22 protein-coding genes and 1 riboswitch are annotated in these 26,774 nt (G+C 66.7%); of the genes, 12 read left to right on the forward strand and 10 right to left on the reverse strand.

Annotated features, from left to right (window positions below; genetic code table 11):
- Window positions 1-45 precede the first annotated feature (45 nt).
- A complete protein-coding gene (locus tag AC5Y2L_RS08575) occupies window positions 46-3,333 on the forward strand; it encodes an error-prone DNA polymerase (protein ID WP_499933610.1) in 3,288 nt (1,095 codons plus the stop codon).
- Window positions 3,334-3,524: 191 nt separating this feature from the next.
- On the opposite strand, the gene AC5Y2L_RS08580 is transcribed toward AC5Y2L_RS08575, so the two are convergent.
- Complete coding sequence (locus AC5Y2L_RS08580; protein ID WP_499933609.1) at window positions 3,525-3,935, reverse strand: TIGR03667 family PPOX class F420-dependent oxidoreductase; 411 nt, start codon at window positions 3,933-3,935, stop codon at window positions 3,525-3,527.
- Between the two features lie 23 nt (window positions 3,936-3,958).
- Between AC5Y2L_RS08580 and AC5Y2L_RS08585 the strand changes: the two genes are divergently transcribed.
- On the forward strand, window positions 3,959-4,603 hold the full coding sequence (locus AC5Y2L_RS08585; RefSeq protein WP_499933607.1) for a nitroreductase family protein: 645 nt from the start codon (window positions 3,959-3,961) through the stop codon (window positions 4,601-4,603).
- Here the strand turns inward: AC5Y2L_RS08585 and AC5Y2L_RS08590 are convergent, their stop codons facing one another.
- Window positions 4,604-5,068, reverse strand: coding sequence for a tRNA (cytidine(34)-2'-O)-methyltransferase (locus AC5Y2L_RS08590; protein ID WP_499933605.1), 465 nt, complete (start codon window positions 5,066-5,068; stop codon window positions 4,604-4,606).
- A gap of 296 nt (window positions 5,069-5,364) precedes the next feature.
- On the opposite strand from AC5Y2L_RS08590, the gene AC5Y2L_RS08595 reads away from it, so the two are divergent.
- Genes AC5Y2L_RS08595 through AC5Y2L_RS08615 form a run of 5 tightly spaced genes read left to right on the forward strand, consistent with a single transcriptional unit; the run spans window position 5,365 to window position 10,061 of the window.
- Window positions 5,365-8,139 (forward strand): sensor histidine kinase, encoded by a 2,775-nt coding sequence (locus AC5Y2L_RS08595; protein ID WP_499933603.1) that lies wholly within the window; start codon window positions 5,365-5,367, stop codon window positions 8,137-8,139.
- Window positions 8,136-8,552, forward strand: coding sequence for a serine protease inhibitor (locus tag AC5Y2L_RS08600; RefSeq protein WP_499933602.1), 417 nt, complete (start codon window positions 8,136-8,138; stop codon window positions 8,550-8,552). Before AC5Y2L_RS08595 ends, AC5Y2L_RS08600 begins: the two co-directional genes overlap by 4 nt.
- 6 nt (window positions 8,553-8,558) lie before the next feature.
- Window positions 8,559-8,936 (forward strand): DUF742 domain-containing protein, encoded by a 378-nt coding sequence (locus AC5Y2L_RS08605; protein ID WP_499933600.1) that lies wholly within the window; start codon window positions 8,559-8,561, stop codon window positions 8,934-8,936.
- Window positions 8,917-9,501: a GTP-binding protein gene (locus tag AC5Y2L_RS08610; RefSeq protein ID WP_499933598.1), complete on the forward strand. Its 585-nt coding sequence runs from the start codon at window positions 8,917-8,919 to the stop codon at window positions 9,499-9,501. The genes AC5Y2L_RS08605 and AC5Y2L_RS08610 overlap by 20 nt, the downstream gene beginning before the upstream one ends.
- Complete coding sequence (locus tag AC5Y2L_RS08615) at window positions 9,501-10,061, forward strand: pentapeptide repeat-containing protein (protein WP_499933597.1); 561 nt, start codon at window positions 9,501-9,503, stop codon at window positions 10,059-10,061. The genes AC5Y2L_RS08610 and AC5Y2L_RS08615 overlap by 1 nt, the downstream gene beginning before the upstream one ends.
- Before the next feature lie 170 nt (window positions 10,062-10,231).
- Here the strand turns inward: AC5Y2L_RS08615 and AC5Y2L_RS08620 are convergent, their stop codons facing one another.
- From AC5Y2L_RS08620 to AC5Y2L_RS08630, 3 genes are read right to left on the reverse strand one after another with little or no spacing between them, the layout of a single operon-like run.
- A complete protein-coding gene (locus AC5Y2L_RS08620) occupies window positions 10,232-12,835 on the reverse strand; it encodes an ATP-binding cassette domain-containing protein (RefSeq protein ID WP_499933596.1) in 2,604 nt (867 codons plus the stop codon).
- Between the two features lie 59 nt (window positions 12,836-12,894).
- Window positions 12,895-15,480 carry an FHA domain-containing protein gene (locus AC5Y2L_RS08625; RefSeq protein ID WP_499933594.1) on the reverse strand — a complete coding sequence of 862 codons (2,586 nt, stop codon included), beginning with the start codon at window positions 15,478-15,480 and terminating at the stop codon, window positions 12,895-12,897.
- 55 nt (window positions 15,481-15,535) lie between these two features.
- The gene (locus AC5Y2L_RS08630; protein WP_499933593.1) at window positions 15,536-16,729 is read right to left on the reverse strand and encodes an NADH:flavin oxidoreductase; all 1,194 of its coding nucleotides are present in this window, start codon (window positions 16,727-16,729) and stop codon (window positions 15,536-15,538) included.
- A 202-nt stretch (window positions 16,730-16,931) separates the two neighbouring features.
- Between AC5Y2L_RS08630 and AC5Y2L_RS08635 the strand changes: the two genes are divergently transcribed.
- Together AC5Y2L_RS08635 and AC5Y2L_RS08640 are read left to right on the forward strand one after the other, a co-directional pair.
- The gene (locus tag AC5Y2L_RS08635; protein WP_499933592.1) at window positions 16,932-17,777 is read left to right on the forward strand and encodes a bifunctional methylenetetrahydrofolate dehydrogenase/methenyltetrahydrofolate cyclohydrolase; all 846 of its coding nucleotides are present in this window, start codon (window positions 16,932-16,934) and stop codon (window positions 17,775-17,777) included.
- Entirely contained in the window at window positions 17,774-18,055 is a 282-nt protein-coding gene (locus tag AC5Y2L_RS08640; protein WP_499933590.1) for a DUF3017 domain-containing protein, read from the forward strand. The genes AC5Y2L_RS08635 and AC5Y2L_RS08640 overlap by 4 nt, the downstream gene beginning before the upstream one ends.
- A 4-nt stretch (window positions 18,056-18,059) precedes the next feature.
- On the opposite strand, the gene AC5Y2L_RS08645 is transcribed toward AC5Y2L_RS08640, so the two are convergent.
- The 4 genes from AC5Y2L_RS08645 to AC5Y2L_RS08660 form a co-directional block, all read right to left on the reverse strand.
- Window positions 18,060-18,476, reverse strand: coding sequence for a DUF732 domain-containing protein (locus AC5Y2L_RS08645; RefSeq protein WP_499933589.1), 417 nt, complete (start codon window positions 18,474-18,476; stop codon window positions 18,060-18,062).
- A 293-nt stretch (window positions 18,477-18,769) separates the two neighbouring features.
- Window positions 18,770-19,507: a class I SAM-dependent methyltransferase gene (locus tag AC5Y2L_RS08650; RefSeq protein WP_499933587.1), complete on the reverse strand. Its 738-nt coding sequence runs from the start codon at window positions 19,505-19,507 to the stop codon at window positions 18,770-18,772.
- A complete protein-coding gene (metX, locus tag AC5Y2L_RS08655) occupies window positions 19,504-20,634 on the reverse strand; it encodes a homoserine O-acetyltransferase MetX (protein ID WP_499933586.1) in 1,131 nt (376 codons plus the stop codon). Before metX ends, AC5Y2L_RS08650 begins: the two co-directional genes overlap by 4 nt.
- Window positions 20,635-20,645: 11 nt before the next feature.
- Window positions 20,646-21,995: a bifunctional o-acetylhomoserine/o-acetylserine sulfhydrylase gene (locus tag AC5Y2L_RS08660; protein ID WP_499933585.1), complete on the reverse strand. Its 1,350-nt coding sequence runs from the start codon at window positions 21,993-21,995 to the stop codon at window positions 20,646-20,648.
- Window positions 21,996-22,095: 100 nt separating this feature from the next.
- Window positions 22,096-22,214, reverse strand: a riboswitch (SAM riboswitch).
- 153 nt (window positions 22,215-22,367) lie between these two features.
- Here AC5Y2L_RS08660 and AC5Y2L_RS08665 point away from each other — a divergent pair.
- Together AC5Y2L_RS08665 and AC5Y2L_RS08670 are read left to right on the forward strand one after the other, a co-directional pair.
- The gene (locus AC5Y2L_RS08665) at window positions 22,368-23,600 is read left to right on the forward strand and encodes an NADP-dependent isocitrate dehydrogenase (RefSeq protein ID WP_499933584.1); all 1,233 of its coding nucleotides are present in this window, start codon (window positions 22,368-22,370) and stop codon (window positions 23,598-23,600) included.
- A 193-nt stretch (window positions 23,601-23,793) separates the two neighbouring features.
- Window positions 23,794-24,768, forward strand: coding sequence for a GGDEF domain-containing protein (locus tag AC5Y2L_RS08670; RefSeq protein WP_499933582.1), 975 nt, complete (start codon window positions 23,794-23,796; stop codon window positions 24,766-24,768).
- 33 nt (window positions 24,769-24,801) lie between these two features.
- Here the strand turns inward: AC5Y2L_RS08670 and ephH are convergent, their stop codons facing one another.
- Window positions 24,802-25,599: an epoxide hydrolase EphH gene (gene ephH / locus AC5Y2L_RS08675; RefSeq protein ID WP_499933902.1), complete on the reverse strand. Its 798-nt coding sequence runs from the start codon at window positions 25,597-25,599 to the stop codon at window positions 24,802-24,804.
- A gap of 148 nt (window positions 25,600-25,747) precedes the next feature.
- On the opposite strand from ephH, the gene trpS reads away from it, so the two are divergent.
- Window positions 25,748-26,767, forward strand: coding sequence for a tryptophan--tRNA ligase (gene trpS / locus AC5Y2L_RS08680; RefSeq protein ID WP_499933901.1), 1,020 nt, complete (start codon window positions 25,748-25,750; stop codon window positions 26,765-26,767).
- The last annotated feature ends 7 nt before the right edge of the window (window positions 26,768-26,774 follow it).

Genomic DNA, 26,774 nt, shown 5'->3' on the forward strand with positions numbered 1-26,774 from the left:
CTGCCGAGGCACCAATTCGAACAGAGTTTCGATAGACTGTGCGACGTGGGTTGGTTCAACGGACCGCCGAGCTGGTCGGAGATGGAGCGGGTGCTGGACAGCAAGCCGCGTCATGCCGGCGCGCCGGTGGCCGCCGAGCCCCCGGAAGACGGTCCGTTATCGCGTAGGCGCCCGGCCTACCAGCCTCCCACCGCCGGCCGGGCGGTCCGATCGTCCGTCGCGTATGCCGAATTGCATGCGCATTCGGCGTTCAGCTTCCTGGACGGGGCCAGTACGCCGGAAGAGCTGGTCGAAGAGGCCACCCGGCTGGATCTGCGCGCCCTCGCGCTGACCGATCACGACGGCCTGTACGGGGCGGTGCGGTTCGCCGAGGCCGCCGCGGAACTCGACGTGCGTACCGTGTTCGGCGCGGAGCTGTCCGTGGGCTCCGGTGCTCGCACCGAGCAACCGGACCCGCCCGGCCCGCACCTGCTGGTGCTGGCTCGCGGCCCGGAAGGCTACCGGCGGTTGTCGCGACAGCTTGCCGCGGCGCATCTGGCCGGGGGTGAGAAGGGCAAGCCGCGTTACGACTTGGACGCGCTGACCGAAGCGGCCGGCGGACAATGGCACATTCTGACCGGATGCCGTAAAGGCGCTGTGCGCCAAGCTCTTTGCGAGGGCGGCCCGGAAGCGGCGGAGCGGGCGCTGGCCGACCTGGTGGACCGGTTCGGGGCGCACCGGGTCAGCATCGAGTTGACGCAGCACGGTCAGCCGCTCGACGACGAACGCAACGCGACGCTGGCCGGTCTGGCGCCGCGCTTCGGGGTCGGCGTCGTCGCCACCACCGCAGCGCATTTCGCGCATCCGTCGCGCCGACGGCTGGCCATGGCCATGGGTGCCATCCGGGCCCGGCAGTCGCTGGATTCGGCCGCCGGATGGCTGGCCCCGCTGGGCGGATCGCACCTGCGGTCCGGCGAGGAGATGGCCCGGCTGTTCGCTTGGTGTCCCGAGGCGGTCACGGCCGCCGCCGAGCTCGGCGAGCAGTGTGCGTTCGGGCTGGCGCTCATCGCACCACAGCTGCCGCCGTTCGACGTACCCGACGGCCACACCGAGGACAGCTGGTTGCGGTGGTTGGTCATGGCGGGTGCGCGCGAGCGCTACGGGCCGCCCGGGACAGCGACGCGCGCTTATGCCCAAATCGAGCACGAGCTGAAAATCATTGCCCAGCTACAGTTTCCGGGCTACTTCCTGGTGGTGCACGACATCACCCGGTTCTGCCGGGAGAAAAACATCCTGTGCCAGGGCAGGGGGTCGGCGGCCAATTCCGCGGTCTGTTATGCCCTCGGCGTCACCGCCGTCGACCCGATAGCCAACGAGCTGTTGTTCGAGCGCTTCCTCTCGCCCGCCCGCGACGGGCCGCCCGACATCGACATCGACATCGAGTCGGACCAGCGGGAAAAGGTGATCCAGTACGTCTACGACAAATACGGCCGCGACTATGCCGCCCAGGTCGCCAACGTCATCACCTATCGGGGCCGGATCGCGGTGCGCGACATGGCCCGTGCCCTGGGCTTCTCACAGGGCCAACAGGACGCGTGGAGCAAGCAGATCAGCCACTGGAACGGGCTCGCCGACTCTGCCGATATCGAGGACATCCCGCCGCAGGTGATCGACCTGGCCACCCAGATCCGAAATCTGCCGCGGCATACGGGCATCCATTCCGGAGGCATGGTGATCTGCGACCGTCCGATCGCCGACGTGTGCCCGGTGGAGTGGGCGCGCATGGAGAATCGCAGTGTCCTGCAGTGGGACAAAGACGACTGCGCCGCAATAGGTTTGGTGAAATTCGACCTGCTCGGCCTGGGTATGCTCTCGGCGCTGCACTATGCGAAGGACTTGGTGGCAGAGCACAAGGGCATCGAGGTGGACCTGGCCAAGCTCGACCTCTCCGAGCCGGCGGTGTACGAGATGCTGTCCCGCGCCGATTCCGTCGGAGTGTTCCAGGTGGAGTCGCGCGCACAGATGGCCACCTTGCCGAGGCTGCGGCCGCGGGTGTTCTACGACCTGGTGGTCGAGGTCGCGCTGATCCGTCCCGGACCCATCCAGGGCGGCTCGGTGCACCCGTACATCCGTCGGCGCAATGGTCTCGACCCGGTCGTCTACGACCACCCGTCGATGGAGCCGGCGTTGCGAAAAACATTGGGTGTCCCGCTTTTTCAGGAGCAGTTGATGCAACTCGCGGTCGACTGCGCCGGGTTCTCCGCTGCCGAAGCCGACCAGCTGCGCCGCGCCATGGGGTCCAAGCGTTCGGCCGAACGCATGCACCGGCTGCGCGGCCGGTTCTACGACGGCATGCGTGCGCTGCACGGTGCCCCCGACGAGGTGATCGACCGCATTTACGAAAAGCTGGAAGCGTTCGCTAATTTCGGCTTCCCGGAGAGCCACGCGCTGTCCTTCGCGTCGCTGGTGTTCTATTCGTCGTGGTTCAAGCTGCATCACCCCGCGGCGTTCTGCGCGGCGCTGCTGCGCGCCCAGCCGATGGGCTTCTATTCGCCGCAGTCGCTGGTGGCCGACGCCCGCCGGCACGGTGTGCTGGTGCACGGCCCATGCGTCAATGTCAGCCTGGCGCACGCCACGTTGGAGAACTCGGGTATGGAGGTCCGGCTCGGCCTGGGCGCCGTTCGCCACATCGGCGACGACCTGGCGGAGAAGCTGGTCGACGAGCGAAAAGCCAACGGCCCGTTCGCCTCACTGCTGGACCTGACCTCGCGCCTGCAATTGAGCGTGCCGCAGACCGAAGCGCTGGCGACGGCCGGCGCGCTGGGCTGCTTCGGGATGTCCCGGCGCGAGGCGCTGTGGGCGGCCGGTGCCGCGGCCACCCAGCGGCCGGACCGGCTGCCCGGGGTGGGCTCGTCGTCGCACATCCCGGAACTGCCGGGGATGAGCGAGTTGGAGTTGGCCGCCGCCGACGTGTGGTCCACCGGCATCTCCCCGGACAGCTATCCGACGCAGTTCCTGCGGGCGGACCTGGACGCGATGGGGGTGGTCCCCGCGGGCGCATTGGGATCGGTGCCCGACGGTGACCGGGTGCTGATCGCCGGCGCGGTGACACACCGGCAGCGGCCCGGCACCGCCCAGGGAGTGACCTTTCTCAACCTCGAGGACGAGACCGGGATGGTCAACGTGCTCTGCACGCCCGGGGTGTGGGCGCGGCACCGCAAGCTGGCGAACTCTGCGGCGGCCCTGCTGATCCGCGGCCAGCTGCAGAACGCCAGCGGCGCGATCACCGTCGTAGCCGAGCGGTTGGGCAGTATCAAACTGGCCGTCGGCTCCAAGTCCCGCGACTTCCGCTGACCTGCCTCGCCGAGCGCCGAGGGACCGCAAATTGCCGGGAATTGCGGCGTGTGGTGCGTATTTGGGGTCCCTCGCCGCGGGAAGCAGCTCGCATTAGCCGAACTTGTCGCCGAGGGACCGCAAATTGCCAGAAAAATTTGCTCTGCGCCGTACATATGCGGTCCCTCGCGGGGGAGTGCGCGCGACACGCGCTAGCCCGTTGGTGTGGTCCACACCCTGGTCGGGGTGATGATCATCCGGGTGCTATAAGAGGCGATCGCCTCGGTCAGCCCGAAATTCGCGGCGTCGTCGCGGTACTTGGCCCAGTACTCCTCGTCGTCCCGGCAGTCGACGTCGGTGGCGTCTATCTCCGCGGTTCCGCCGACGACGATGATGCCCCCGCCATTGCCGTCGGAATCCAGGTTCAGGCTCACCTGCGGGCGGGCCTTGATATGCGCGACTTTGGCGGCCTGCGGCATCGAGTACACCCGCAGCTTGGTCCCGTCGAAGTAGAACCAGATGAGCCGCGGCACCGGTTGTCCCGATTTCGCGACGGTGGTCAGCCATCCGTAGTGGTCAGAGCTGAGTCTGCTGGAAACTTCTTGTGTCAGTTCGACGCTCATGACGTAACGGTAGCCTCCACGTCATGACCCTCAACCTTTCCGTCGACGAAGTCCTCACCACCACCCGCTCGGTGCGCAAACGGCTGGACTTCGACAAGCCCGTGCCCCGCGAAGTGCTGATGGAATGCCTCGAGCTGGCGTTGCAGGCGCCCACCGGTTCCAATTCACAGGGCTGGCAGTGGGTGTTCGTCGAGGACGCGGAAAAGAAGAAGGCGATCGGCGAGGTCTACCTGGACAACGCGCGCGGCTACCTCAGCTCGCCGGCCGCCGAGTACGCCGAGGGCGACACGCGCGGCGAGCGGATGGGGCGGGTCCGCGACTCGGCGACCTATCTCGCCGAGCACATGCACGAGGCGCCGGTACTGCTGATCCCGTGCATCTATGGCCGGGAAGACAAGCAGCCGTTGGGTGGCGTGTCGTTCTGGGCGTCCCTGTTCCCGGCGGTGTGGAGTTTCTGCCTGGCGCTGCGCTCCCGGGGGCTCGGCTCCTGCTGGACCACGCTGCACCTGCTGCACGACGGCGAGCGCAAGGTGGCTGACCTGCTCGGCATCCCTTACCACAAAGTGAGCCAGGGTGGGCTGTTCCCGATCGCCTACACCAAGGGCACCGACTTCCGGCCGGCCAAGCGGCTGCCCGCCGAGCGCCTGACGCACTGGAACGCGTGGTAGCTAGCTCGCTCCGGCGTAACCATGTTGCCGCCACGCCTCGTAGACGGCGACCGCCGCGGCATTGGACAGGTTGAGCGACCGCCGCCCGGCCAGCATGGGGATGCGCACCCGGTGGGTGATGTGCGCGTCGGCCAGGGTCGCCGCATCCAGCCCGGTGGGCTCGGGCCCGAACATGAGCACGTCGCCCGCCCGGTAGCCGATCTCGGCGAACGACGTCGTCGCCCCAGCGGTGAAAGCGACCACCCGGGCGGGCCTCAACGCCTCCCACGCCGCGTCCAGGGAAGGGTGGACGGTGACCGACGTCAGGTCGTGATAGTCCAGCCCGGCCCGGCGGAGCTTGGGTTCGGACAGGTCAAAGCCCAGCGGCTCGACCAGATGCAGTTCACAGCCGGTGGCGGCCGCGGTCCGGATGGCATTCCCGGTGTTCGGCGCGATGCGCGGGGAAACGAACATCAGCTTGAACACGGCTTCCTCCCGGGTTCGAATCCGCGGCCTGCAATACGGCCAAGAAAAATATCTCGACAGCCATGACGAATAGACGCTGGGGCCGGGGTGATATTCCGCGTCCGGAGTGAAAGGAGGGAGGAATGTGGTGACGTAAGCCTCAGGCTGTCATACTCGCAGAATTGCTAGGCGTTTACCGCTCGCGCCGATCTGGGCGGGCGAAACAAAGCAGGAAGTTTTATGAGCCTCGTATTTGTCGGAGCGCCGAGTGTCCGCGCCGCGGCCGTTGCCGCCAAACAACCGCAGGCGGCAGCCCCATGACCCTGTTCACCCGCCCGGCCCACTTGGCCCCGGCGGACAAACCAGAAGCCCCTGCCGTGCAACCGGTGAAGCGGCCCTTGGCGTGGTCGCTGAGCAACTGGCCGGTCCGGTGGAAGGTGCTGGCCATTGTGTTGGTGCCGCTCGCGCTTGCCACCGTTTTCGGCGGTTTGCGGGTGTCGGACGCGATGGCCAGCTCCAAAGAGTTACGGCTGGCGGCCGCCCGCGCCGACGTGATCCCGTCGATCACCAAGTACATGTCCGCCCTCGACGTCGCGCTGAAGGCGAGCTCCGCCGGAAACGACGTGGCAGGGGCGAAGAACAACTTCGAAGCCCGCAAGGACGAACTGCAGACCCGGCTGGCCGCCACCGACGTCAACCCCGACGTCCGCTCCGGTGTGAACAGTTTGTTGAACGGAGGCCAGGCGCTCCTGGACAAGGTGCTGACCAACAGCATCGGTCTGCGCGACCGGGTGACCACCTATGCGCCGCTGCTCTTGACGGCCGAGAACGTGATCAACGCTTCGGTGCAGGTGAACAGCGAGGCGATCCGGGCCCAGGCGCAGGGTCTGAGCCGGGCCGTCGGCGCCCGCGGGCAGATGACCATGCAGCAGCTTCTGGTGACGCGCGGCGCCGATCTGCCCGAGCCGCAGCTGCGCACCTCGATGACCACCCTGGCCGGGACCGAGCCGTCGACGTTGTTCGGGATGGCCGAGGTGCTCGGTGCCGGCTCGCCGGACGCCAAGACACTGCAGCAGCAGATGGTGACCCGGATGGCGATCATGTCCGACCCGGCCAGTGCGCTCGTCAACAACCCCGCGCTGTTGCACTCCATCCAGATCACCGACGGGATCGCCGAGCAGGTCATCGCCAAGGCGACGACGGCGGTGACCAAGTCGGTGCAAAGCCAAGCCAATGCGCGGCGCGATGCCGCCATCCGCGACGCCGTGCTGGTGCTGGCCGCCATCGCGATTGCGGTGGTCGTCGTGTTGCTGGTGGCCCGAGCGCTCGTGGTGCCCCTGCGCGTGCTGCGCGACGGCGCTCTCAAGGTCGCCCACAGCGACCTCGAGGAAGAGATCACCCGGGTGCGCGCCGGTGACGGGGAGCCGACGCCGCATCCGCTGCCGGTGTACACCACCGAGGAGATCGGCCAGGTCGCGCACGCGGTCGACGAACTGCACACCCAGGCATTGCTGTTGGCCGGCGACGAGGCGCGGCTGCGCTTGCTGGTCAACGACATGTTCGAGACCATGTCCCGGCGCAGCCGTTCGCTGGTCGACCAGCAGCTGTCGCTGATCGACGCGCTGGAGCGCGACGAGGAGGACCCCGAGCGGCTCGACAACCTTTTCCGCCTCGATCACCTGGCGGCCCGGCTGCGCCGCAACAGCGCCAACCTGCTAGTGCTCGCCGGCGCCCGGCTTTCGCGGGACCGGCGCGACCCGGTGCAGCTGTCGACGGTGGTGCAGGCCGCCGTGTCCGAGGTCGAGGACTATCGCCGGGTGGCAACCGCCGCCATGCCGGAATGCACCGTGATCGGTGCGGCGGCGGGTGGGCTCATCCATCTGCTGGCCGAGTTGATCGACAACGCGCTGCGCTACTCGCCCCCGACGTCACCGGTTTCGGTTTCCGCGGCGCCGGCCCGGGACGGGGGGGTACTGCTGCGCATCTCGGACGCCGGTCTGGGCATGAACGACTCCGATCGGCGCATTGCCAACATGCGGTTGCGGTCCGGCGGCGAGGTGACTCCCGACAACGCCCGCCACATGGGCTTGTTCGTGGTCAGCCGGCTGGCGGCCCCGCACGGCATCCGGGTGCGGCTGCGCGGACCGGCGATGTCGGAGGGCGGCCAGGGCACGACGGCCGAGGTGTACCTGCCCCTTTCGGTGTTCAGTGAGGCCTCCGTCGTGGTTCGGGGAGCCCGATCGCGGGCAAGTGCACCAGCGGCCGCGGCGCCGAGCGTCAAGCCCGACCGCGCCGAGGGCCCGCCCCCGCCAGCGGCTCCGGCCGCCGCACCGACGACGCAGGACACGGTGGTGCTCGAGACGTCGGAGCCCAACGGTGTCCCGCCGGTCACGCTGTTGCCGCGCCGCAGCCCGGGATCCAGCGGTATCACCGACGTTCCGCCGGTCGAGGACCAACCCCGACGGCAACGACGTGAGCTGCCCACCCCGTGGTGGGAACACGACAACCCAGCGGAGCACCAACCGTCCGCCCCAGCTTCGGCGCAGTCGGCGTCGGACACGTCGGGGTTCTTCGCCGCGCGCTCGGCAGTTCAGTCCGCGGGCCGCTCCTCCGAGCCGCCGCCAGAGCCGGCCCCGCCGCAAGAGCCGGCACGGCGGGCCGTCATCCCACCGGCTCCACCCGACCCGGCCGCCGACGACGTGATCTACCAGCGGATGCTCGCCGAGATCGTCGGCGACCCGCACGAACTCGCGCAACATCCCGACCTGGACTGGAAGTCGGTATGGGACCGCGGCTGGGTGCTGGCCGCGCATGCCGAGGAGACGCCCGTCGAGTCCCAGACCGACACCGGCCTCCCGGTGCGCAAACCCGGGGCGCGGCTGGTGCCCGGGGCCGCCAACGGGACCGAAACGGGCGAGGCGAGCACCTGGCTGGTTTCGGATGCCACTTCAGAACCCGGCCGGGACGTCGAGCACGCCGCGGCGGGCCGTGATCCCGAGGCCATTCGCGCCTCGATGAGCAGCCATTTCGGCGGCGTGCGCAGCGCACGGTCGCACGCCCGGGAAGAGACTCAAGGGCCGGGTGAGGAATGAGGACCCAAGCGTCGGGCGACACGCTGGACTGGCTGGTGTCGAAGTTCGCGCGAGATGTTCCCGGTGTGGCACACGCCTTGCTGGTGTCCGTGGACGGCTTGCCGATGGCCGCCAGTGACCGGCTTCCGCGTGAGCGCGCCGACCAGCTGGCCGCGGTGGCGTCCGGGCTTGCCAGCCTGGCCACCGGTGCCGCCCAGCTGTTCGACGGCGGCCAGGTGCTGCAGTCGGTGGTGGAGATGCAGAAGGGCTATCTGTTGTTGATGCGTGTCGGTGACGGCTCACATCTGGCGGCCCTGGCGGTCACCTCGTGCGATATCGGCCAGATCGGCTACGAGATGGCGATGCTGGTCGAACGGGTGGGCGGGGTCGTGCAGTCCTCCCGTCGCGCGGCGTCGGGCCCGGCGTATTCCTGAGCCGCGATGGACAGACGCGAGCCGCGCAAATCCCGGTCACCGGCGCGTGAGGCCAACCTGGTCCGCCCGTATACGCTGACCGCCGGACGAACCGGCACCGATATCGACCTACCACTGGAAGCACCCATACAGACGCTGGGGCTTTCGCATCCCTGGCCGGCCGACGACGTGCGAGCCGGCATCATCCGGCTCGGCGTCAAGAGTCCCTCGGTCGCGGAAATCTCGGCCCGGCTGGATTTGCCGGTGGGTGTCGCGCGCGTCTTGGTCGGCGATCTGGTCGTCGCCGGTTACCTTCGGGTGCACAAGACGTTGACCGACCGTTCGACCCGCGACGAGCGCCAGGAACTCATAGGAAGGACGCTGCGTGGCCTTAAGGCACTCTGAGGCGCATTCCGACGGGCATGCCACGACGTCGACGAAGATCGTCATCGCGGGGGGTTTCGGCGTCGGCAAGACCACGTTCGTGGGCGCGGTTTCGGAGATCATGCCGTTGCGCACCGAGGCGATGGTGACCGACGCCTCGTCCGGCGTCGACATGCTCGAGTCGACTCCGGACAAGCGCACCACGACGGTTGCCATGGACTTCGGCCGGATCACCTTGGAAGAGGACCTGGTGCTGTATCTGTTCGGGACGCCGGGGCAGCGCCGGTTCTGGTTCATGTGGGACGACCTGGTCCGCGGTGCCATCGGCGCGATCGTCCTGGTCGACGTCCGGCGCCTGCAGGACAGCTTCGCCGCCGTCGACTTCTTCGAACACCGCAATCTGCCGTTCTTGGTCGCGGTCAACGAGTTCGACGGCGCGCCGACGTATCCGCTCAATGCGGTGCGCGAAGCGCTCACGCTGCCGGCTGACATCCCGGTGATCACCGTCGACGCCCGGGATCGCCGGTCGGCGACCGACGCGCTGATCGCGGTGAGCGAATACGCGCTGGCCACCCTGGCCGGCTAGTGGCCGCTCGCGATGGCCAGTGGACTGATTGCGCATTCTCCGGTCACGATTTCGTCGACGCAGACCTCAGCCGGTTGCGTACCGAGCGGGTCGTGTTCACCGACTGTGATTTCAGCGGCGCCAACCTGGCCGAGTCGCACCATCGCGGGTCGGCCTTTCGCAACTGCATGTTCCGGCGAACATTGGTGTGGCACAGCACATTTGCGCAATGCAGCATGCTGGGGTCGGTCTTTGAGCAGTGTCGGCTGCGGCCGGTGTCGTTCGACGAAGTGGACTTCACCCTCACGATGCTCGGCGGCAACGACCTTCGCGGCGTCGACTTGAGTGGCTGCCGGCTGCGCGAGGCCGGGCTGGTGGAGACCGATCTGCGCAAGGCCGTGTTGCGCGGCGCGGACCTCAGCGGCGCGCGCACCAGCGGGACACTGCTGGACGACGCGGACCTGCGCGGCGCGACCGTCGATCCTTCGGTTTGGACAACAGCGTCGCTGGTGGGTGCCCGGATCGATGTCCCGCAAGCGTTGGCCTTTGCGCTGGCGCACGGCCTCCGCTTGGACGGGTGACGCGAAGTAAGACGGTGTGTACTGACGGCGTTCGCTGTGAAGCTACGGCGTTGGCGGTGAGTCTAGGGCGCGATCCGCGCCGAATTTACGCCCTGGATGCACACGCAAAGCCGAGGATTCACTCCCAAAGCCCAGGATTCACACCGTAAGTCGCGACTGCGCGCCGCCGCTCAGCGCTTGAGCCGAATGATCCATCGCACGGCGACGGCATAGACAACCGACAACGCCGCGAGCATGGCCATGTCGAACAGCCAAGCTCCGGCCTCGTGCTTGAAGAGGTGGTCGTCCTTAGTTTGCGGAGGAGGCGAAGCCCACAACAAGTCGACTGTCGAAGCCTGCGCCGCATAACCCCACCGCGCCGGCACCACCCACGACATCTGTTCCAGCGGAGGACGGCTGGTGACCGGCACGATGCCGCCCGATAGCACCATCTGCATCATCAGTGACACCACCAGCAGCGGCATGATCTGTTCGTTGGAGCGCGCCAGCGCCGACAGCAACAACCCGAGCATCGCGGCGGCCACGCACGTCGCCGCGACCCCGACGAACAGCTCGAGGGTGGCCGCCAAAGTGGAGTGGCCGAGCACCAGGCCTGGCTTCTTTGGCGTGCCCTTGCCCACTACCACGATGGCGGTGGCGATTACCGCTTGGACGGTGGCGAAAACGGAGAACACAGTGATCTTGGCCAGCAGATAAGCCGTGGTAGACAGGCCGACAGCTTGCTCGCGCCGGAAGATCGGGCGCTCGCCGATGAGGTCGCGCAGCGTCAGTGCGGTACCCATGAACGCCGCGGCCATGGTGAGCAGTGTCAATATCGTGCTGGCTTCGCCAGCCGACTCGTCGGTCGCCTGGGCCTGGCCGAAACCCGTAGTACCGGGGACCGTCAGCGCCAGCACGCCCATCGCGAACGGCAACAAGGCCAGGAACACGAAGTAGGCACGGTCGGCGACGACCAGACGAATCTGGCGGCGGGCAATCGTGGAGAACTGGCGGCGCATGCTGGTGTGCGCCGGTTCACCCAGATCGCCCGCGACTTCTGGCACGGCAGCCGGGGGCGGCTCGCGCTGGGCGAGGAAGCGGCGATTGGCCTCCTCGGGATCGGCGCCCACCTTCGCGAAAATGTGGGCCCAGTTGGTGGTCCCCATGACCTCGCCGATCTGGTCCGGCGGGCCCAGGTACGCCGTCTTGCCGCCGGGCGCCATCAGCAGCACCTGATCGCAGACTTCGAGATAGGTCAGCGAGTGGGTCACGACAAGCACCACGCGACCGGCATCGGCAAGCTGCCGCAGCATGTTCATCACCTGCAGGTCCAGCGCCGGGTCCAGACCCGAGGTCGGCTCGTCGAGGATCAGCAGCGACGGTCCGGTGAGCAGTTCCAGCGCCACCGACGCGCGTTTGCGCTGGCCGCCGGACAGGTTGTCCACCCGCTTGTCCGCATGCTCGGTAAGGCTCAGCTCTTCGAGTACCTGGGCAACCACCTGATCCCGATCGGCCTTGGTGGTGTCGGGTGGCAGGCGCAATTCGGCGGCATAGCCAAGCGCCTGGTTGACGGTGAGTTGGCGGTGCACCACGTCGTCCTGCGGCACCATGCCGATCCTGCTGCGCAACGACGCGTATTCGGTGTGGATGTTGTGGCCCTCGAAGGTGACCGCCCCCGAGCTCGGTGTGGTGTAGCCGGCGATCAGCCGCGACAGTGTGCTCTTGCCGGCGCCGGACCCGCCGATGATGGCGGTCAGGGTGCCGGGCCTGGCGACCATCGAAACGTTTTGCAGCAGCGCCTTTTCGCCGATGGTGAAGACGATGTCACGCACCTCCAGGCCGCCGGTCCGGGTAGCGACTTCGGTGCGGCGTGCCAGCTGGCCGTCGGTGAATACCAGGTCGACGTTGCCGATGGTGACCACGTCGCCCTCGCTCAGCACGGCCGATCCGACCCGCAGACCGTTGACGAAGGTGCCGTTGGCGCTGTTGGCGTCGCGGATCTCGGTGCCCATCTGGGTCGGCACCAGATACGCGTGGTAGCGCGAGGCCAGCACGTCGTGGATGACGATGTCGTTGTCGATTGCGCGGCCGATGGTGGCGCCTCCGGTCGTGGATGGCTTTGAGCTACGTCCCAGTGCCCTCAACCGTCTGGTAGTGCCTTCCTCCTCCGATCCCGTCCGGGCCGGTGACTTGGGCCGCATGATGCGTGGGCCCCGGGTGGGCGGCGCTTCGACAGGCGGCGACACCCGCTGGCTCAGCTCGGTCGGCGGCTGGGCAGTTGGCGCAGACTGCCGAGGCGGGTTGGTTTGCGGCCGGGACACCGACGACTGCCGGGACGGGTTGGTTTGCGGCCGCGACATGGGTCCGCTCGATCGGGGCGGCGGTCCACTGGGCCGGGAGCGCGGTCCGGTGTTCGAGGGGGCGGCGGTAGAGGGTGCGATCACCGGTTGCTTTTCGGTGGGTGGCAGCAGGCCGACGGCGCCGCTGTGGTGACCGACTTTAAACGTCAGCTGCGGCCCATCGGGCTTGCCGACGTTGATAGCCTGCCCGTCGCGGATGTCGACCGCCGGAACCCGCTGGCCGTTGACGAACATTCCGTTGAGCGAGTTGTTGTCGATCGCTATCCACCGGCCCTTGTCGAAGCGCAGCAGCAAGTGGGCGCGAGCGATCAGTGGGTGCGCAATGCGCAGGTCGGCGCGAAGGTCGCTGCCGACAAAGACATCTCGGCCGGCCGCGAAGCTGCCTTCCGACCGGCCGGAACGAACAGTCAACACGGGTGCAGAGGGTCGACTCATCCGTTCAGATTAGATTTCCCGCGCGTTTCCCGGGCTTGTTTAGGTGGGGCCCAACCTCATTAATGCCGCTTGAGTCGGATGTGCCATCGGATATAGATGGTGTACGCGACCGACAAGGCCGCGAGCATAACCATGTCGAAAACATAGATATGTTTGGAGTGCTGCCAGATCGGATCGTCCAAGGGCAACTGATTCATCTGCACCGCGTGCGGAAAGTCGATCGACGAGGAGGCCGCGGCGAAACCCCAGCGCCCCGGGGTGACCCAGGACAGATACTCCAGGGCGCGGTCGTACACCGGTATCAGTGCGCCGCAGAGCACGAACTGGGACATGATCGACACCACCAGCATCGGCATGATCTGCTCGTTGGAATTTGCGATTGCCGACAGCATCATTCCAAACATCGCCGACGCGACACAGGTGGCCGCGATGGCTAGGAACAACGAAAAGGTGGAGCTGCCGAAAAACGGAGGCTCCTGCGGCGGCGCGCCTTTGCCGAGTACCACGATAGCCACGGCAATCGCTGCCTGAGCCGTCGCGAAGGTAGAGAAAATCGCCACCTTGGCCAACAGATACGCGGTGGTAGACAGGCCGACGGCTTGTTCGCGCTTGAATATGGGGCGCTCGCCGATGAGGTCGCGGATGGTCAGGGCGGTGCCCATGAAGACGGCGGCGATGATCAGCACCATCATGATTTGCTGCGGCTGCGTCGGCGCGGAATCCGTCATCTTCACAGGCGCGAAGCCGGGTTTGGGGCCTTTCACCGTCAATGCCAGCCCGCCCATGAGGAATGGCAGGAGCAGCAGGAAGATGGTGTATCCCCGGTCGGATACCACGAGCCGAACTTGGCGGCGGGCGATCGTGGAGAGTTGGCGCGCCACACTGGTTTTCGGTGGCTCGCCGAGGTCGCCCGGAATCGAGGAAGCAACCGGGGCGTGCGACGCCTGCTGACTGCGTTCCTTGAAGCGGCGGTTGGCCTCATCCGGGTCCGCGCCCACCTTGGCGAAGATGTCGGCCCAGTTGCGGGTTCCCATGGCGGCCTCGACCTGGTCGGGCGGCCCTAAGAACGCGGTCTTGCCACCAGGCGCCAGCAGCAGGATCTGGTCGCAGACATCCAGGTAGGAGATCGAGTGGGTCACCACCAGAACCACGCGGCCCGCGTCGGCGAGCTGGCGCAGCATCAGCATCACCTGACGGTCCAGCGCCGGGTCCAGCCCGGAGGTCGGCTCGTCGAGCAGCAGCAGCGACGGTTGGGTCAGCAGCTCCAGCGCCACCGAGGCACGTTTGCGCTGGCCACCGGACAGCTTGTCCACCCGGGTGTCCGCGTGCTTGGTCATCTCGAGTTCCTCGAGCACCTGGGCGACGACTTGTTTACGCTCCTGTTTGCTGGTGTCCGGCGGCAGGCGCAGCTCGGCGGCATAGCCCAGGGCCTGGTTGACGGTCAGCTGGCGGTGCACGACGTCGTCCTGCGGGACCATCCCGATCCTGCTGCGCATCGACGCGTATTCGGTGTGGATGTTGTGGCCCTCGAAAAGCACGCTGCCTTCGTTGGGACTGGTATATCCGGCGATCAACCGGGACAACGTGCTCTTGCCGGCACCGGACCCGCCGACGATGGCGGTCAGTGTGCCGGGCCGGGCGGTCAGCGAGATGTGGTCCAGCAGCTGCTTGCCCTTGTCGACGACGAAGCAGACCGAGTTCACCTCGAGTCCACCGGTTCGCGTCGCCGCTTCGGTGCGGCGGACCAGGGTGTCGCCGGTGAAGACCAAGTCGACGTTGCCGATGGTGACCACGTCGCCCTCGGACAGGATCGCCGACCCTACCCTGACGCCGTTGACGAACGTGCCGTTGACGCTGTTCGCGTCGCGAATCTCGGTGCCCACCGGAGTGCGTGTCAAGAACGCGTGATGGCGCGAGGCCAAAACATCCTGGATGACGATGTCGTTGTCCGTCGCGCGGCCGATGCTGGCCGCTCCCGGCGGCGCACTCTGCGCCCCGGCCCGGGACGGCAGCAATGCGTTGAACATCTTCGTCGCCAGATTTCCGGCCTCGGGCGGCCGGACGGCGGGCTCCAGCTCGGTCCGCGGCGCCGCGTCGTAGGCCGCGCTAGGGGAGGGGGCATAGCTGGGCGGCGACGGTGGGTGCACCGGTGGCCGCCCGCCAGGCGGGTGACCCGGCGGACTACCCGGCCGTGGCGGTGGCGGTGCGCCGCGGGGTGGCTGCCGGCCAGGTCCGGGCGGGCCGCCGACGGCGGGACTCACCGGAGCGGACGCCTGGCCGGCCATGGACGGTATGCGCATGCCCGAGGTCTGGGGTGGGCGTCCGGCCATTCCGTGATGGCGCCCGACCTCGAAGGTCAGCGCCGGCCCGTCCGGGTTGCCGATGTTGACGGTTTGGCCGTCATGGATGTCGACCACCGGTACCCGCCGGCCGTTGACGTAAGTCCCGTTCAGCGAACCGTTGTCGATCGCCAGCCACCTGCCCTGATCGAAACGAAGCAGCAGATGGGCGCGTGAGATAAGCGGATGCGTGATCCGCATGTCGGCCCGGAGGTCGCGGCCGACCACAACGTCATGGCCTGCCGCGAATGTCCGCTCCGACCCGTCGTGCCTGACGGTCAGGGCAGGCGGCGCTGGTGGAGTCATCGAACCAACTTTAGCGGTAAAGGCCAGCCCAGGAACGGCAACGTTTAGATAACGCTCAGCCCGGCGCTCCGGTCACCACGCAGCGGGTGCGGCTGTAGATGGTGGGCATGCACAGATTGCAGTGTGTACAGGCCGAATGGGTCCGCACGCCGTCGGATTCGGCGTCGGCCTTGATCCGGTTGATCAGGTCCGGCTCGGCGAGCAGAGCCCTGGCCATCGCCACGAATTGGAAACCCTCGGCCATCGCCAGGTCCATCGTTTCGCGGTTGGTGATGCCGCCCAGCAGGATCAGCGGCATCTTCAGCTCGGCGCGGAACAGCTTGGCGTCGCGCAGCAAGTACGCCTCCCGGTACGGGTATTCGCGCAGGAACTTCTTGCCCATCATTCGCATGCCCCAACGGACCGGCGGCTTGAAGGCTCCGGCGAACTCTTTGACGGGTGCATTTCCCCGGAATAGATACATCGGGTTGACCAGCGAACTGCCCGCGGTGAGTTCGATCGCGTCCAGACCGCCGTCTTCTTCCAGCCACTTGGCGGTGATGAGCGACTCTTCGGTGGAAATGCCGCCGCGGACGCCGTCGGCCATGTTGAGTTTGGCGGTCACCGCGATCTGCTGATCTACCGCCCGGCGCACCGCGAGCACCAATCCGCGAGCCACCTTGGCGCGGTTCTCCAGTGATCCACCGAATTCGTCGTCGCGCCGGTTGATCAGCGGCGACAGAAAGGAACTGGCCAGATAGTTGTGGCCCAAATGGATTTCGACGGCATCGAAGCCCGCGTCGACGGCCAGCCGGGCGGCATTGGCGTGTGCGGCCATGACGTCTTCGATGTCGTCACGGCTGGCCTTCTTGGCGAACCGCATGCCGATCGGGTTGAAAAACCGCACCGGCGCCAGCGCGGTGGCCTTGTTCGAGCGGGCGTCGGCCACCGGGCCCGCGTGGCCGATCTGCGCGCTCACCGCCGCACCTTCGGCGTGGATCGTTTCGGTGAGTCGGCGCAAGCCCGGCACCGCTTCCGGGCGCATCCAGATCCCGTTACCGCCGGTGCGGCCGCCTTGCGATACCGCGCAGTACGCGACGGTGGTCATGCCCACGCCGCCGGCGGCGGGCAACCGGTGGTACTCGATCAGGTCGTCGGTGACCAGCGCGTCGGGCGTGCGGGCTTCGAATGTCGCGGCCTTGATGATCCGGTTGCGCAACGTGATCGGACCGAGCTTGGCCGGGCTGAACACATCCGGGGCCTCGGGCATATCGGCAGCCTAGCGCCACGGCGATCGCAAGCGCGGCGAAGCCGGGCGCAGCGGGTCGCCGTCATCGAGCACCGGCGATCGCAAGCGCGGCGAAGCTGGGCGCAGCGGGTCGCCGTCTTCGAGCACCGCCGATCGCAAGCGCGGCGAAGCCCGGGCGCAGCGGGTCGCCGTCATCGAGCACCGCCGTGCCAGACTGTTCGGCGTGGGCGCAATCACGCTGGACGGCAAGGCTACCCGCGACGAGATCTTCGTCGACCTGAAGCAACGGGTATCGGAGTTGACCGCATCGGGGCGCACGCCGGGACTGGGCACCATCCTGGTCGGCGATGACCCGGGCTCACAGGCCTACGTTCGCGGTAAGCACGCCGACTGCGCGAAAGTCGGCATCACGTCGATTCGCCGCGACCTGCCGGCCGACATCTCGACGGCCACGCTCAACGACACCATCGACGAACTCAACGCCAACCCCGAATGCACCGGCTACATCGTGCAGTTGCCGCTGCCCAAGCACCTGGACGAGAACGCCGCGTTGGAGCGCGTCGACCCCGGTAAGGACGCCGACGGCCTGCACCCGACCAACCTGGGCCGGCTTGTCCTCAACACGCCGGCGCCGTTGCCGTGCACCCCGCGCGGAATCGTGCACCTGCTGCGGCGTTACGACATCGAGATTGCCGGGGCGCACGTGGTCGTCATCGGGCGCGGCGTGACGGTGGGCCGGCCACTGGGTCTGCTGCTCACCCGTCGCTCCGAGAATGCCACTGTGACGTTGTGCCACACCAAAACTCGTGACCTGCCCGCGCTGACCAGACAGGCCGATGTCATTGTGGCCGCCGTCGGCGTGCCGCACCTGCTCACCGCGGACATGGTGCGTCCGGGTGCGGCGGTCGTCGACGTGGGTGTGAGCCGGGTGGACGGCAAGCTCGCCGGTGATGTGCACCCCGGCGTGTGGGATGTAGCCGGTCACGTGTCGCCGAACCCAGGCGGTGTGGGCCCGCTGACGCGGGCGTTTCTGCTGACTAACGTCGTCGAGTTGGCGGAGCGGCGGTGAGCGTTCGCTCTACGGCCAAATCGCAGTGGCCGATTCTGCTGGTCGGGCTGATCTTCGTGACAGCTCTGGCGCTGGTGGGAGCCAACTTCTGGCGGCGCGGCGCGCTGCTGATCGGCATCGGCGTCGGAGTGGCAGCCGTGCTGCGGTTGGTGTTGACCGATGGCGGGGCCGGCTTGTTGGTGGTGCGCAGTAAGGGAACCGACTTCCTCACCACCGCGACGGTCGCAGCGGCGATGGTCTACATCGCGTGGACCATCGACCCGCTGGGTACCGGATAGACCGCTACAGCCCCGGCACCCCGGGCATGCCGGGAATTTGCGGCAGGTTGGGCATGCGGCCGTTGGCCACGTCGGCCATCATGCTCGGGCAGTACATGGAGATGGCGATCCTGGTGAACATGTCGGCCATCCCCGGCGACATGCCGTTGCCCCTGACGCGTGCCGCGGCTGCGGCGAAGTTTCCGCCCGGCTCGGCGAGCATGGGGCACACCTGCTGGCCCATCGCCACCGCACTGCCCGGCTCGCCGTAGTTGACGCCCGCATTGCTCAGGGCGCCGAGGAACGAGTCGTCGATCGGGCTGGCGTCAGCCGGAGTCGCGAATATAGCAGCGGCTCCGAGGATTCCGGCCGCTCCCGCGAACAAACGAATGGCCAGCGGCTGAGCGCGGAACATCCAGATCCAGCCCCGCGTCTTCGCCATTGCCTTCATGCCGGCCCCCATCCGTCTCGGAGTGCACTGCAGGCACTCTAATCACTCTAGGAACCTTGATGGACAAACGTCACATTTACAACACAGTCGGATAAAGGTTTGCGCTCTTATGCGTTTCGCGGCGGCGTTTCGCCCAAGTTTTGGTGTGAACCGACGGCTTTCGGTGTGAGCGTACGGCGGGATACAACGCGAATCTTCGCCCTGCCTGCACTTACGAAGCCAAGGATTCACACCGAAGGCCAACGATTCACACCGAGAGCCAACGATTCACGCCCAACGCCCAATTAGGTCAACGTCGCCCGCACGCACACCGTGACATAGGGCAGCGCAAGGCCGTTCGTGTTCGCCAATGCCGGATGGGTGGCCAGCAACTCGCGCACCTGGTCGAGTGTGCGCGCGCGCACCTCGGTCGGTGAGGTAATGCAGTAGCTGCGCGACGCTACCAAGTCGATAAGTGCTTGTGGCGTAAGGTAATTCGTCCACTCGACTTGATACCGCTCCACCGCGCTGAACGGCGCGGGCAGGGTCAGCTCGGTGCGACTCGAGTCGCCGTCGCTGCCGATGATCCGGCCCAGCTCGCGGACCCAGCCGAGTCGTTCGTCGCGGATGTTCCACACCAGGCCCAGCCGACCGCCGGGCCGCAGCACGCGGGCCACCTCGGGAATCGCTCGCTCCGGATCGACCCAGTGCCAAGCCTGGGCCACCAGCACCGCGTCGACGCTATTGTCTTGCAACGGAATCTCTTCCGCGGTGCCCAGCAACGCCACGGTCCGCGGAAGCGAAGCGCGCAGCACTTCCAGCATTTCGGGAATCGGGTCGACGGCGACCACGTCGAGGCCCCGTTCGACCAGCCGGGTGGTCAATTTCCCGGTGCCCGCACCCAGGTCGAGCACCTTGCGCGCGCCCGCCGGCAACAGCCAGTCGATCGCCTGCGGCGGATACGACGGGCGGCCGCGCTCGTAGGCAGCCGCGGCCGAGCCGAAGGACAGCGAGCGGTCCGACCGACAGTGCGCGGATGTCATGAACACGCGCCTTCGGCCAATTTCAGTGTCTGCCGGATCAATTCACCCACCGCCTCGGTTTCCAGCAGGAAACCGTCGTGCCCGTAATCGGATTCCACCACACAGAGCCCCTGGCAGCCGGGCAGCAAATCGGCCAGCTCCTCCTGCAGACGCAGCGGGTAAAGCCGGTCGGAGGTGATTCCGCCGACCACCACAGGTACCGGGCAGCCGCCCAGCGCCGCGGCCACCCCGCCGCGCCCGCGGCCCACGTCGTGGCTGTTCACCGCATCGGTCAGGGTCACATAGCTGCCCGCGTCGAAGCGAGTCAACAGCTTCTCGCCCTGGTAGTCCAGGTAGCTCTCGACCGCATAGCGGCCGCCCGCTGCGGGATCCTCGTCGCCCTGGCTCATGTTGGCGAACCGGGCGTCGAGCTCGGCCTCGCCGCGGTAGGTCAGGTGCGCGAAACGACGGGCCAGCTTCAGGCCGGTGTCGGGCGCTCGGCCGGTGCCGTAGTAGTCGCCGCCCTGCCAGTTCGGGTCCGCCTTGATGACCGCGATCTGAGTCGTCTGGGTGCCGATCAAATCGGCGGTGGAGCGTGCGCTGACCGCGAGCAGCAGCCCGGCCCCAACCCGGTCCGGGTGACCGACGATCCACTCCAAAGCCCTTGCGCCGCCCATCGATCCGCCGACGACGGCGGCGACCTGGCTGATGCCCAGCGCCTCTAGCGCGGCAATGTCGGCGTTCACCTGGTCTCGCATGGTTATCTGCGGAAACCTTGAGCCCCAGGGCTTTCCGTCGCTGGCAAGCGAACTGGGGCCGGTGGAGCCACGACAGCCGCCGAGCACGTTGGTGGCTATGGCACACCAGCGGTTGGTGTCGATCGGCGCGCCCGGGCCGGCCACCCCGTCCCACCACCCAGGCGTCGGATGTCCGGGCCCGGCGGGTCCGGTGATGTGCGAATCGCCGGTGAGGGCGTGCAGGACCACCACCACGTTGTCGCGCGCGGGCGACAATTCGCCCCAGCGCTGCACGGCGATACTGACGTCGTCGATGACCGCGCCGCTCTCGAGGGTCAGCGAGCCGATATCTACTACGCCGACCTCGCTCTCGGCGGGCAATGTCTGCTGGGGCACTTCGGAAATCGTCATGTCAACAGTCCTCAGACGGCCGCCACCGAACGCGATTCGCCGCTGAATTTGCGGGCTGCGGCAAATCCGATGTCCAGGTCGGCGAGGATATCGTCGATTCCTTCGATGCCCACCGCCAAGCGCACCAGCCCCGGGCTGACCCCGGTGCTCAGCTGCTCCTCGGGGCTCAGCTGGGCGTGGGTTGTCGACGCCGGGTGAATCACCAGCGAACGCACGTCGCCGATGTTCGCGACGTGACTGTGCAGCCGTAGCGCGTTCACAAATGCCTTGCCCGCGTCCGCGCCACCAGCCAGCTCGAAAGCCAGCACAGCGCCGGTTCCCTTGGGCGCCAGCTTCTTTCCCAGCTCATACCACGGCGAGCTGGGCAAGCCCGCATAGTTGACCGACAGCACCCTGTCGTGCGCGTCGAGATACTCCGCGACGCGCTGTGCGTTGGCGACATGCCGCTCCATGCGCAGGCTCAGCGTCTCCAGACCTTGGGCTACCAGAAAGGCGTTGAACGGCGACGCGGCCGAGCCCAGGTCGCGCAGCAGTTGCACGCGAGCCTTGAGCGCGAAGGCCGGCGGCCCCAGCTCGGCAAACACCACGCCGTGGTAACTCGGGTCTGGTGTGGTGAAACCGGGAAAGCGGCCCTGCGTCCAGTCGAATGTGCCACCGTCGACGATCACCCCGGCGATGGCAGAGCCGTGGCCGCCCAGGTACTTGGTGGCCGAGTGCAGGACGATGTCGGCGCCCTGCGTGAATGGCTGGATCAGGTAGGGCGTGGCGATGGTGTTGTCGACGATCAGCGGTACGCCGTTGCGGTGCGCCACCTCCGACACGCCCGGGGTGTCCAGCACGTCGATCTGGGGGTTGGAGATGGTCTCGCCGAAGAAGGCCTTGGTGTTCGGCCGGACCGCCGCCTGCCACGAGTCCAGGTCGTCCGGGTTGTCCACGAAGCTGACCTCGATGCCCAATTTGGCCAGCGAATAGTGGAAGAGGTTATAGGTGCCGCCGTACAGGCGCGGGCTGGAGACGATGTGGTCGCCGGCGCCCGCGAGGTTCAGGATGGCGAAGGTCTCGGCGGCCTGCCCGGAGCTGAGGAACAGCGCGGCCACACCACCCTCCAGAGCGGCGATGCGTTGCTCGACGACATCGGTGGTCGGGTTGCCGATCCGGGTGTAGATGTTCCCCGGCACCTCGAGCCCGAAGAGCGCGGCGGCGTGCGCGACGTTATCGAAGGTGTACGACGTGGTCTGGTAGATCGGCAGGGCACGCGCATTGGTCGCCGGGTCGGGTTGCTGACCGACGTGAACCTGCTTGGTTTCGAACGACCAATGCGCGCTCGGATCGGTCTCGATGCTGTTGGCGTCGGTGCTCATGAGAGGTGCTTTCTGCTCGGGCATTCGGCAGGCAGGACCGATGGAAGTGAGTGGATGCACATAACCGTTTCCCTGTCAGCTCAAGGGGCCCGTTATGGCGGACCCGCGCTTGCCGCGTAGCCGGTTGGGCTACTCAACCTGGTCATCACCCGGGGCACCCCACCGCGGTTGGAGGGTTGCCGGCCAGCAAGCCGGGGCTTGACGCTGGCGCTCATGACCGAGATGCAGCCTAACGCATGGCAACGAGTCGACGCCAATTCCCAGCTAACCAGCACCGCTGCGCTGCGCCCGCATATCGACGCGCGGTGCTTTTGTACCCTTGGCGTCAAGAGCGACCGCTCGCCCAGCTGACACCGGAGGACTCGAACACAGATGTCCAAGGAACCCAAAATCAAAGTCAAAGGCGCGGTGGTCGAGCTCGACGGTGACGAGATGACTCGCGTCATCTGGAAGCTCATCAAAGAGTTGCTTATTCTTCCGCATCTCGACATCGATTTGGACTACTACGACCTAGGTATCGAGCACCGCGACCACACCAATGACCAGGTGACCATCGATGCGGCGTATGCCATCAAAAAACACGGCGTGGGCGTCAAATGCGCGACGATCACGCCCGACGAGGCCCGGGTGCAGGAATTCAACCTGAAGAAGATGTGGTCGTCGCCCAACGGCACTATCCGAAACATCTTGGGCGGCACCATTTTCCGTGAGCCGATCCTGATCTCCAATGTGCCGCGGCTGGTTCCGGGCTGGACCAAGCCGATCGTCATCGGCCGGCACGCCTTCGGCGATCAGTACCGCGCGACGAACTTCAAGGTCGACCAGCCCGGCACCGTCTCGATCACCTTCACCCCCGCCGACGGCAGCGAACCGATCGTGCACGAAATGGTGTCCATCCCCGACGACGGCGGGGTGGTGATGGGCATGTACAACTTCACCGAATCCATCCGCGACTTCGCGCGAGCGACCTTCTCTTATGGCCTGCACGCCAAATGGCCGGTATACCTGTCGACCAAGAACACCATCCTCAAGGCCTACGACGGCATGTTCAAGGACGAGTTCGAGCGCATCTACGAAGAGGAATTCAAAGAGCGGTTCGAGGCCGAAGGGCTGACCTACGAGCACCGGCTGATCGACGACATGGTGGCCGCCTGCCTCAAGTGGGAGGGCGGGTATGTGTGGGCCTGCAAGAACTACGACGGTGACGTCCAGTCCGACACCGTCGCGCAGGGCTACGGCAGCCTGGGCTTGATGACGTCGGTGCTGATGACCGCCGACGGTCGCACCGTCGAAGCCGAAGCCGCCCACGGCACCGTCACCCGTCACTTCCGGCAGTACCAGGCCGGCAAACCGACCTCCACCAACCCGATCGCTTCGATCTTCGCCTGGACGCGGGGACTGCAGCACCGCGGCAAGCTGGACCAGACTCCTGAGGTCGCCGAATTCGCCAAAACACTGGAAGACGTGGTCGTCGGCACCGTCGAGAGCGGGAAGATGACCAAAGACCTCGCCCTGCTGATCGGCGGCGATCAAGAGTGGCAGAACAGCGAGGACTTTCTCGAATCGCTCGCCGACAACCTGCAGAAGGCGTTGGCGGATTCCTAGCCAGACGAGGCGGCCGCATTTGGACGCCTGCGGTATTCTCTGCCAAATTTGCGGCAGTGCGTGCTGCGCCCAGACTGCCGAGATTCTGGGGGTTGGGTTGAGCTGGCACGAGTTCCGGTTTGCGACAGCCGCGTTACGCGACAGTCGAATGTTGCCAGCGTTCACCAGGGTGGTTGCGATTTCCTGTTTTGCGTTGGCCGGTCTCGGAGTCGTCGAGCAGTTCAATCCGTTCGGTCCCAGCGGTCTCGTCGCTCGCTCTCTGCAGGTGGCCGTATCGCTATCCGCCCTGATCGTCGGTCTGTGTTGGCTGTTGCGACCCTGGCCGCGTTATCGATATGCGCTCGCTTTCGTCGTCTGGGCCGACGTCGGTGTGGCAATTGTCGCCGCGACGATGCCGACACCGGCTTCGCGATTGTGCACGACGGTGTACATGGGGCTGACCGGGGTATACGCAGCATTCCTTCTTGGGAGGCGAAGCGTTCTGGCGCACTGTTGGTTTTGCGCCGCGACTATCGCTGCGATCACCGTTTGGGTGGTGCTGCACGAGCACCAACCGCTGTTGGGACTGTTCAGCTATTACATGCCTGCGCTGGTCTGGACGGTTGCCATCCCGCTGGGTGGTCTGGTCCTGATCGAAATCGGTCGGAGGGCAATTCGCAGGACCGCACGTTCGGCGCACTATGACGAGTTGACCGGGCTGCGCAACCGGCGCGGGCTGTACGCTGCCGTCACTGCCGCCATGCGGCGCTTGTCGCCCGCCGCGGTGGTGCTTGCGGTGTGCGACATAGACCGATTCAAAGCCTTCAACGATGGGTACGGGCATGCCGCCGGTGACGCTGCGCTGGTCGCGATGGCGCGCAAGCTGCAGTCATTGGCCGGCAAGGATGAGATCACCGCTCGTATCGGCGGCGACGAACTCGTGCTCGTCGCATTTACCGATGTTCGAGACGACTTGTCGGTTGTGCTGAGCCGACTCGACCCGTTGACGCGTGGTGAGGTGGACGGGATGCACTTGACGGCGAGTGTGGGTATCGCCTTGCACCGGACCGCGGATCCGCACTTCTCTCTCGATGACGCAATACGGCACGCCGATGCCGCCATGTACCAGGTGAAACGGGCTGGCGGCGCCGAGTGCGCGATCTACGGCCCGGTGGCTGGCCGCCGTTAGTACGCTAGGACGGCGCGAGCGGGCATGTTTGTCCTAGCTGGCGGGTGGCTCGATCACCCGGGCCGGCTTCGTGCATTCCTCGAGGAACTCGGTAATGACCTCGGTGACGCGTCCGGGCGCCTCGAACATCGGTACGTGCCCGACGTTGTCGAGCTCGATGACCCGATAGCCCTCGGGCAAGTTGGTGGTGAAATGCCGGGTGAACCTGGGAGATGGGACGACGCGGTCCTTTTCGCACATCACCAGTTGCGTGGGAACGGAGATTCGCGCGAGCTCTCGGAGCCCCGGCAGCAGTGTTGCCTTGACCAGTAGTTGCAGGTAGGCGGGGCAGTGTGCGACGTCCTCGATACAGCCGACCAGATCGGCGTGACTGACCACGTCCGGCGATGCGCTGAGCGCATAGGTGGCCAACCGACGGCTGAACGGCAAGCTCAAGGCACGCTCGCCGAACAACCAGGCGAGCGCCAACACCGGCACGCCCAGGATGAACTTCGCGATCACCTCGAACTTGGCCGGAGTCCATCGCGTCCAACCGCCGGCCGGGGCAATTCCGGTGACCGTGCGTGCCCGCCCGCGACATGCCAGCTCGAAGGCGACCCAGCCGCCCAGCGAGTTGCCGACGATGTGGGCGGTCTTCCAGCCCAGTTCATCCATTTGGCGCTCGACGTGGTCGGCCAGCACCTCCGAGGACAAAAACCAGGTGCCGGCCCGCGGGCCACCGTTGTGGCCTGCCATCGTGGGCGCGAACACTTCATAGCGGCCGGTGTCGGCCAACTGCTGGGCCACCACGTCCCAGACCCGCTGGGATAGCAGGAACGGATGCAGCAGCAGGACCGGTTCCGCAGATCCGTCTGTGGGTCCCAGATGGATCGGCTCGCGACGGGTGGCGCTCATGCTGCCGACACTAAATGCGGTACCGCCGGTACCGCAAGCGGCACTGGCCGCCCCTGCACGACGGCGTGCGAAGATCAAGGGCATCATGAGCACCGCACCGGGGCTCCGCCGGATTTTCTCCGGTATCCAGCCCACCTCCGATTCGCTGCACCTTGGCAACGCTCTGGGCGCGGTCATGCAGTGGGTACCGCTGCAGGACGACTATGACGCATTTTTCTTCGTGGCCGACCTGCACGCCATCACCATCCCGCAGGATCCCGAAGGGCTGCGCCGCCGCACCCTGATTACGGCCGCCCAATACCTGGCGCTTGGCATCGACCCGAGTCGCAGCACCGTGTTCGTGCAGAGTCATGTGCCCGCACACTGCGAGCTGGCCTGGGTGCTGGGCTGCTTCACCGGCTTCGGCCAGGCATCGCGGATGACGCAGTTCAAGGACAAGTCGACCCGCCAGGGTGGCGAGACCACCACCGTCGGGCTATTCACCTACCCGGTGCTGCAGGCCGCCGACGTGCTGGCCTACGACACCGATCTGGTCCCGGTAGGCGAGGACCAGCGCCAGCACCTCGAACTGTCACGGGATATCGCGCAACGGTTCAACAGTCGCTTTCCGGATACGTTCGTCGTTCCCGACGTGCTCGTCGGGAAGGTCACGGCCAAGATCTATGACCTGGCCGACCCGACGTCGAAGATGAGCAAGTCGGCCAGCAGCGACGCCGGGCTGATCAACCTGCTCGACGATCCGGCGTTGTCTGCCAAGAAGATTCGTTCGGCGGTGACCGACAGCGAACGTGAGATCCGGTACGACCCGGTCGCCAAGCCGGGCGTGTCCAACCTGTTGGGCATTCAGTCGGCGCTGTCCGGGGTAGACATCGACACCCTGGTCGAGCGCTATGCCGGGCACGGCTACGGCGATTTGAAGAAGGACACCGCCGAAGTCGTCGTCGAGTTCGTGCGCCCGCTGCGGTCCCGTGTCGACGAATTGATCGCCGATCCCGCCGAGCTGGAGGCCATCCTCGCGGCCGGGGCACAGCGCGCCGACGAGGTAGCCAGCAAAACCGTTCAGCGGGTCTACGATCGGTTAGGTTTCCTTCCGCGACGGGAATAGGTGAACC

Source organism: Mycobacterium sp. NGS66 (assembly GCF_059812225.1).

Excerpts from the sequence above, each read along its gene's own strand:
- metX (WP_499933586.1), bottom strand. The coding sequence starts at position 20,634 with ATGACGATTTCCGAAGTGCCCCAGCAGACATTGCCCGCCGAGAGCGAG.
- AC5Y2L_RS08645 (WP_499933589.1), bottom strand. The coding sequence starts at position 18,476 with ATGGCGAAGACGCGGGGCTGGATCTGGATGTTCCGCGCTCAGCCGCTG.
- AC5Y2L_RS08580 (WP_499933609.1), bottom strand. The coding sequence starts at position 3,935 with ATGAGCGTCGAACTGACACAAGAAGTTTCCAGCAGACTCAGCTCTGAC.
- AC5Y2L_RS08600 (WP_499933602.1), top strand. The coding sequence starts at position 8,136 with ATGAGGACCCAAGCGTCGGGCGACACGCTGGACTGGCTGGTGTCGAAG.
- AC5Y2L_RS08625 (WP_499933594.1), bottom strand. The coding sequence starts at position 15,480 with ATGACTCCACCAGCGCCGCCTGCCCTGACCGTCAGGCACGACGGGTCG.
- AC5Y2L_RS08630 (WP_499933593.1), bottom strand. The coding sequence starts at position 16,729 with ATGCCCGAGGCCCCGGATGTGTTCAGCCCGGCCAAGCTCGGTCCGATC.
- AC5Y2L_RS08665 (WP_499933584.1), top strand. The coding sequence starts at position 22,368 with ATGTCCAAGGAACCCAAAATCAAAGTCAAAGGCGCGGTGGTCGAGCTC.
- AC5Y2L_RS08620 (WP_499933596.1), bottom strand. The coding sequence starts at position 12,835 with ATGAGTCGACCCTCTGCACCCGTGTTGACTGTTCGTTCCGGCCGGTCG.
- AC5Y2L_RS08660 (WP_499933585.1), bottom strand. The coding sequence starts at position 21,995 with ATGAGCACCGACGCCAACAGCATCGAGACCGATCCGAGCGCGCATTGG.
- AC5Y2L_RS08595 (WP_499933603.1), top strand. The coding sequence starts at position 5,365 with ATGACCCTGTTCACCCGCCCGGCCCACTTGGCCCCGGCGGACAAACCA.
- AC5Y2L_RS08650 (WP_499933587.1), bottom strand. The coding sequence starts at position 19,507 with ATGACATCCGCGCACTGTCGGTCGGACCGCTCGCTGTCCTTCGGCTCG.
- trpS (WP_499933901.1), top strand. The coding sequence starts at position 25,748 with ATGAGCACCGCACCGGGGCTCCGCCGGATTTTCTCCGGTATCCAGCCC.
- AC5Y2L_RS08605 (WP_499933600.1), top strand. The coding sequence starts at position 8,559 with ATGGACAGACGCGAGCCGCGCAAATCCCGGTCACCGGCGCGTGAGGCC.
- AC5Y2L_RS08585 (WP_499933607.1), top strand. The coding sequence starts at position 3,959 with ATGACCCTCAACCTTTCCGTCGACGAAGTCCTCACCACCACCCGCTCG.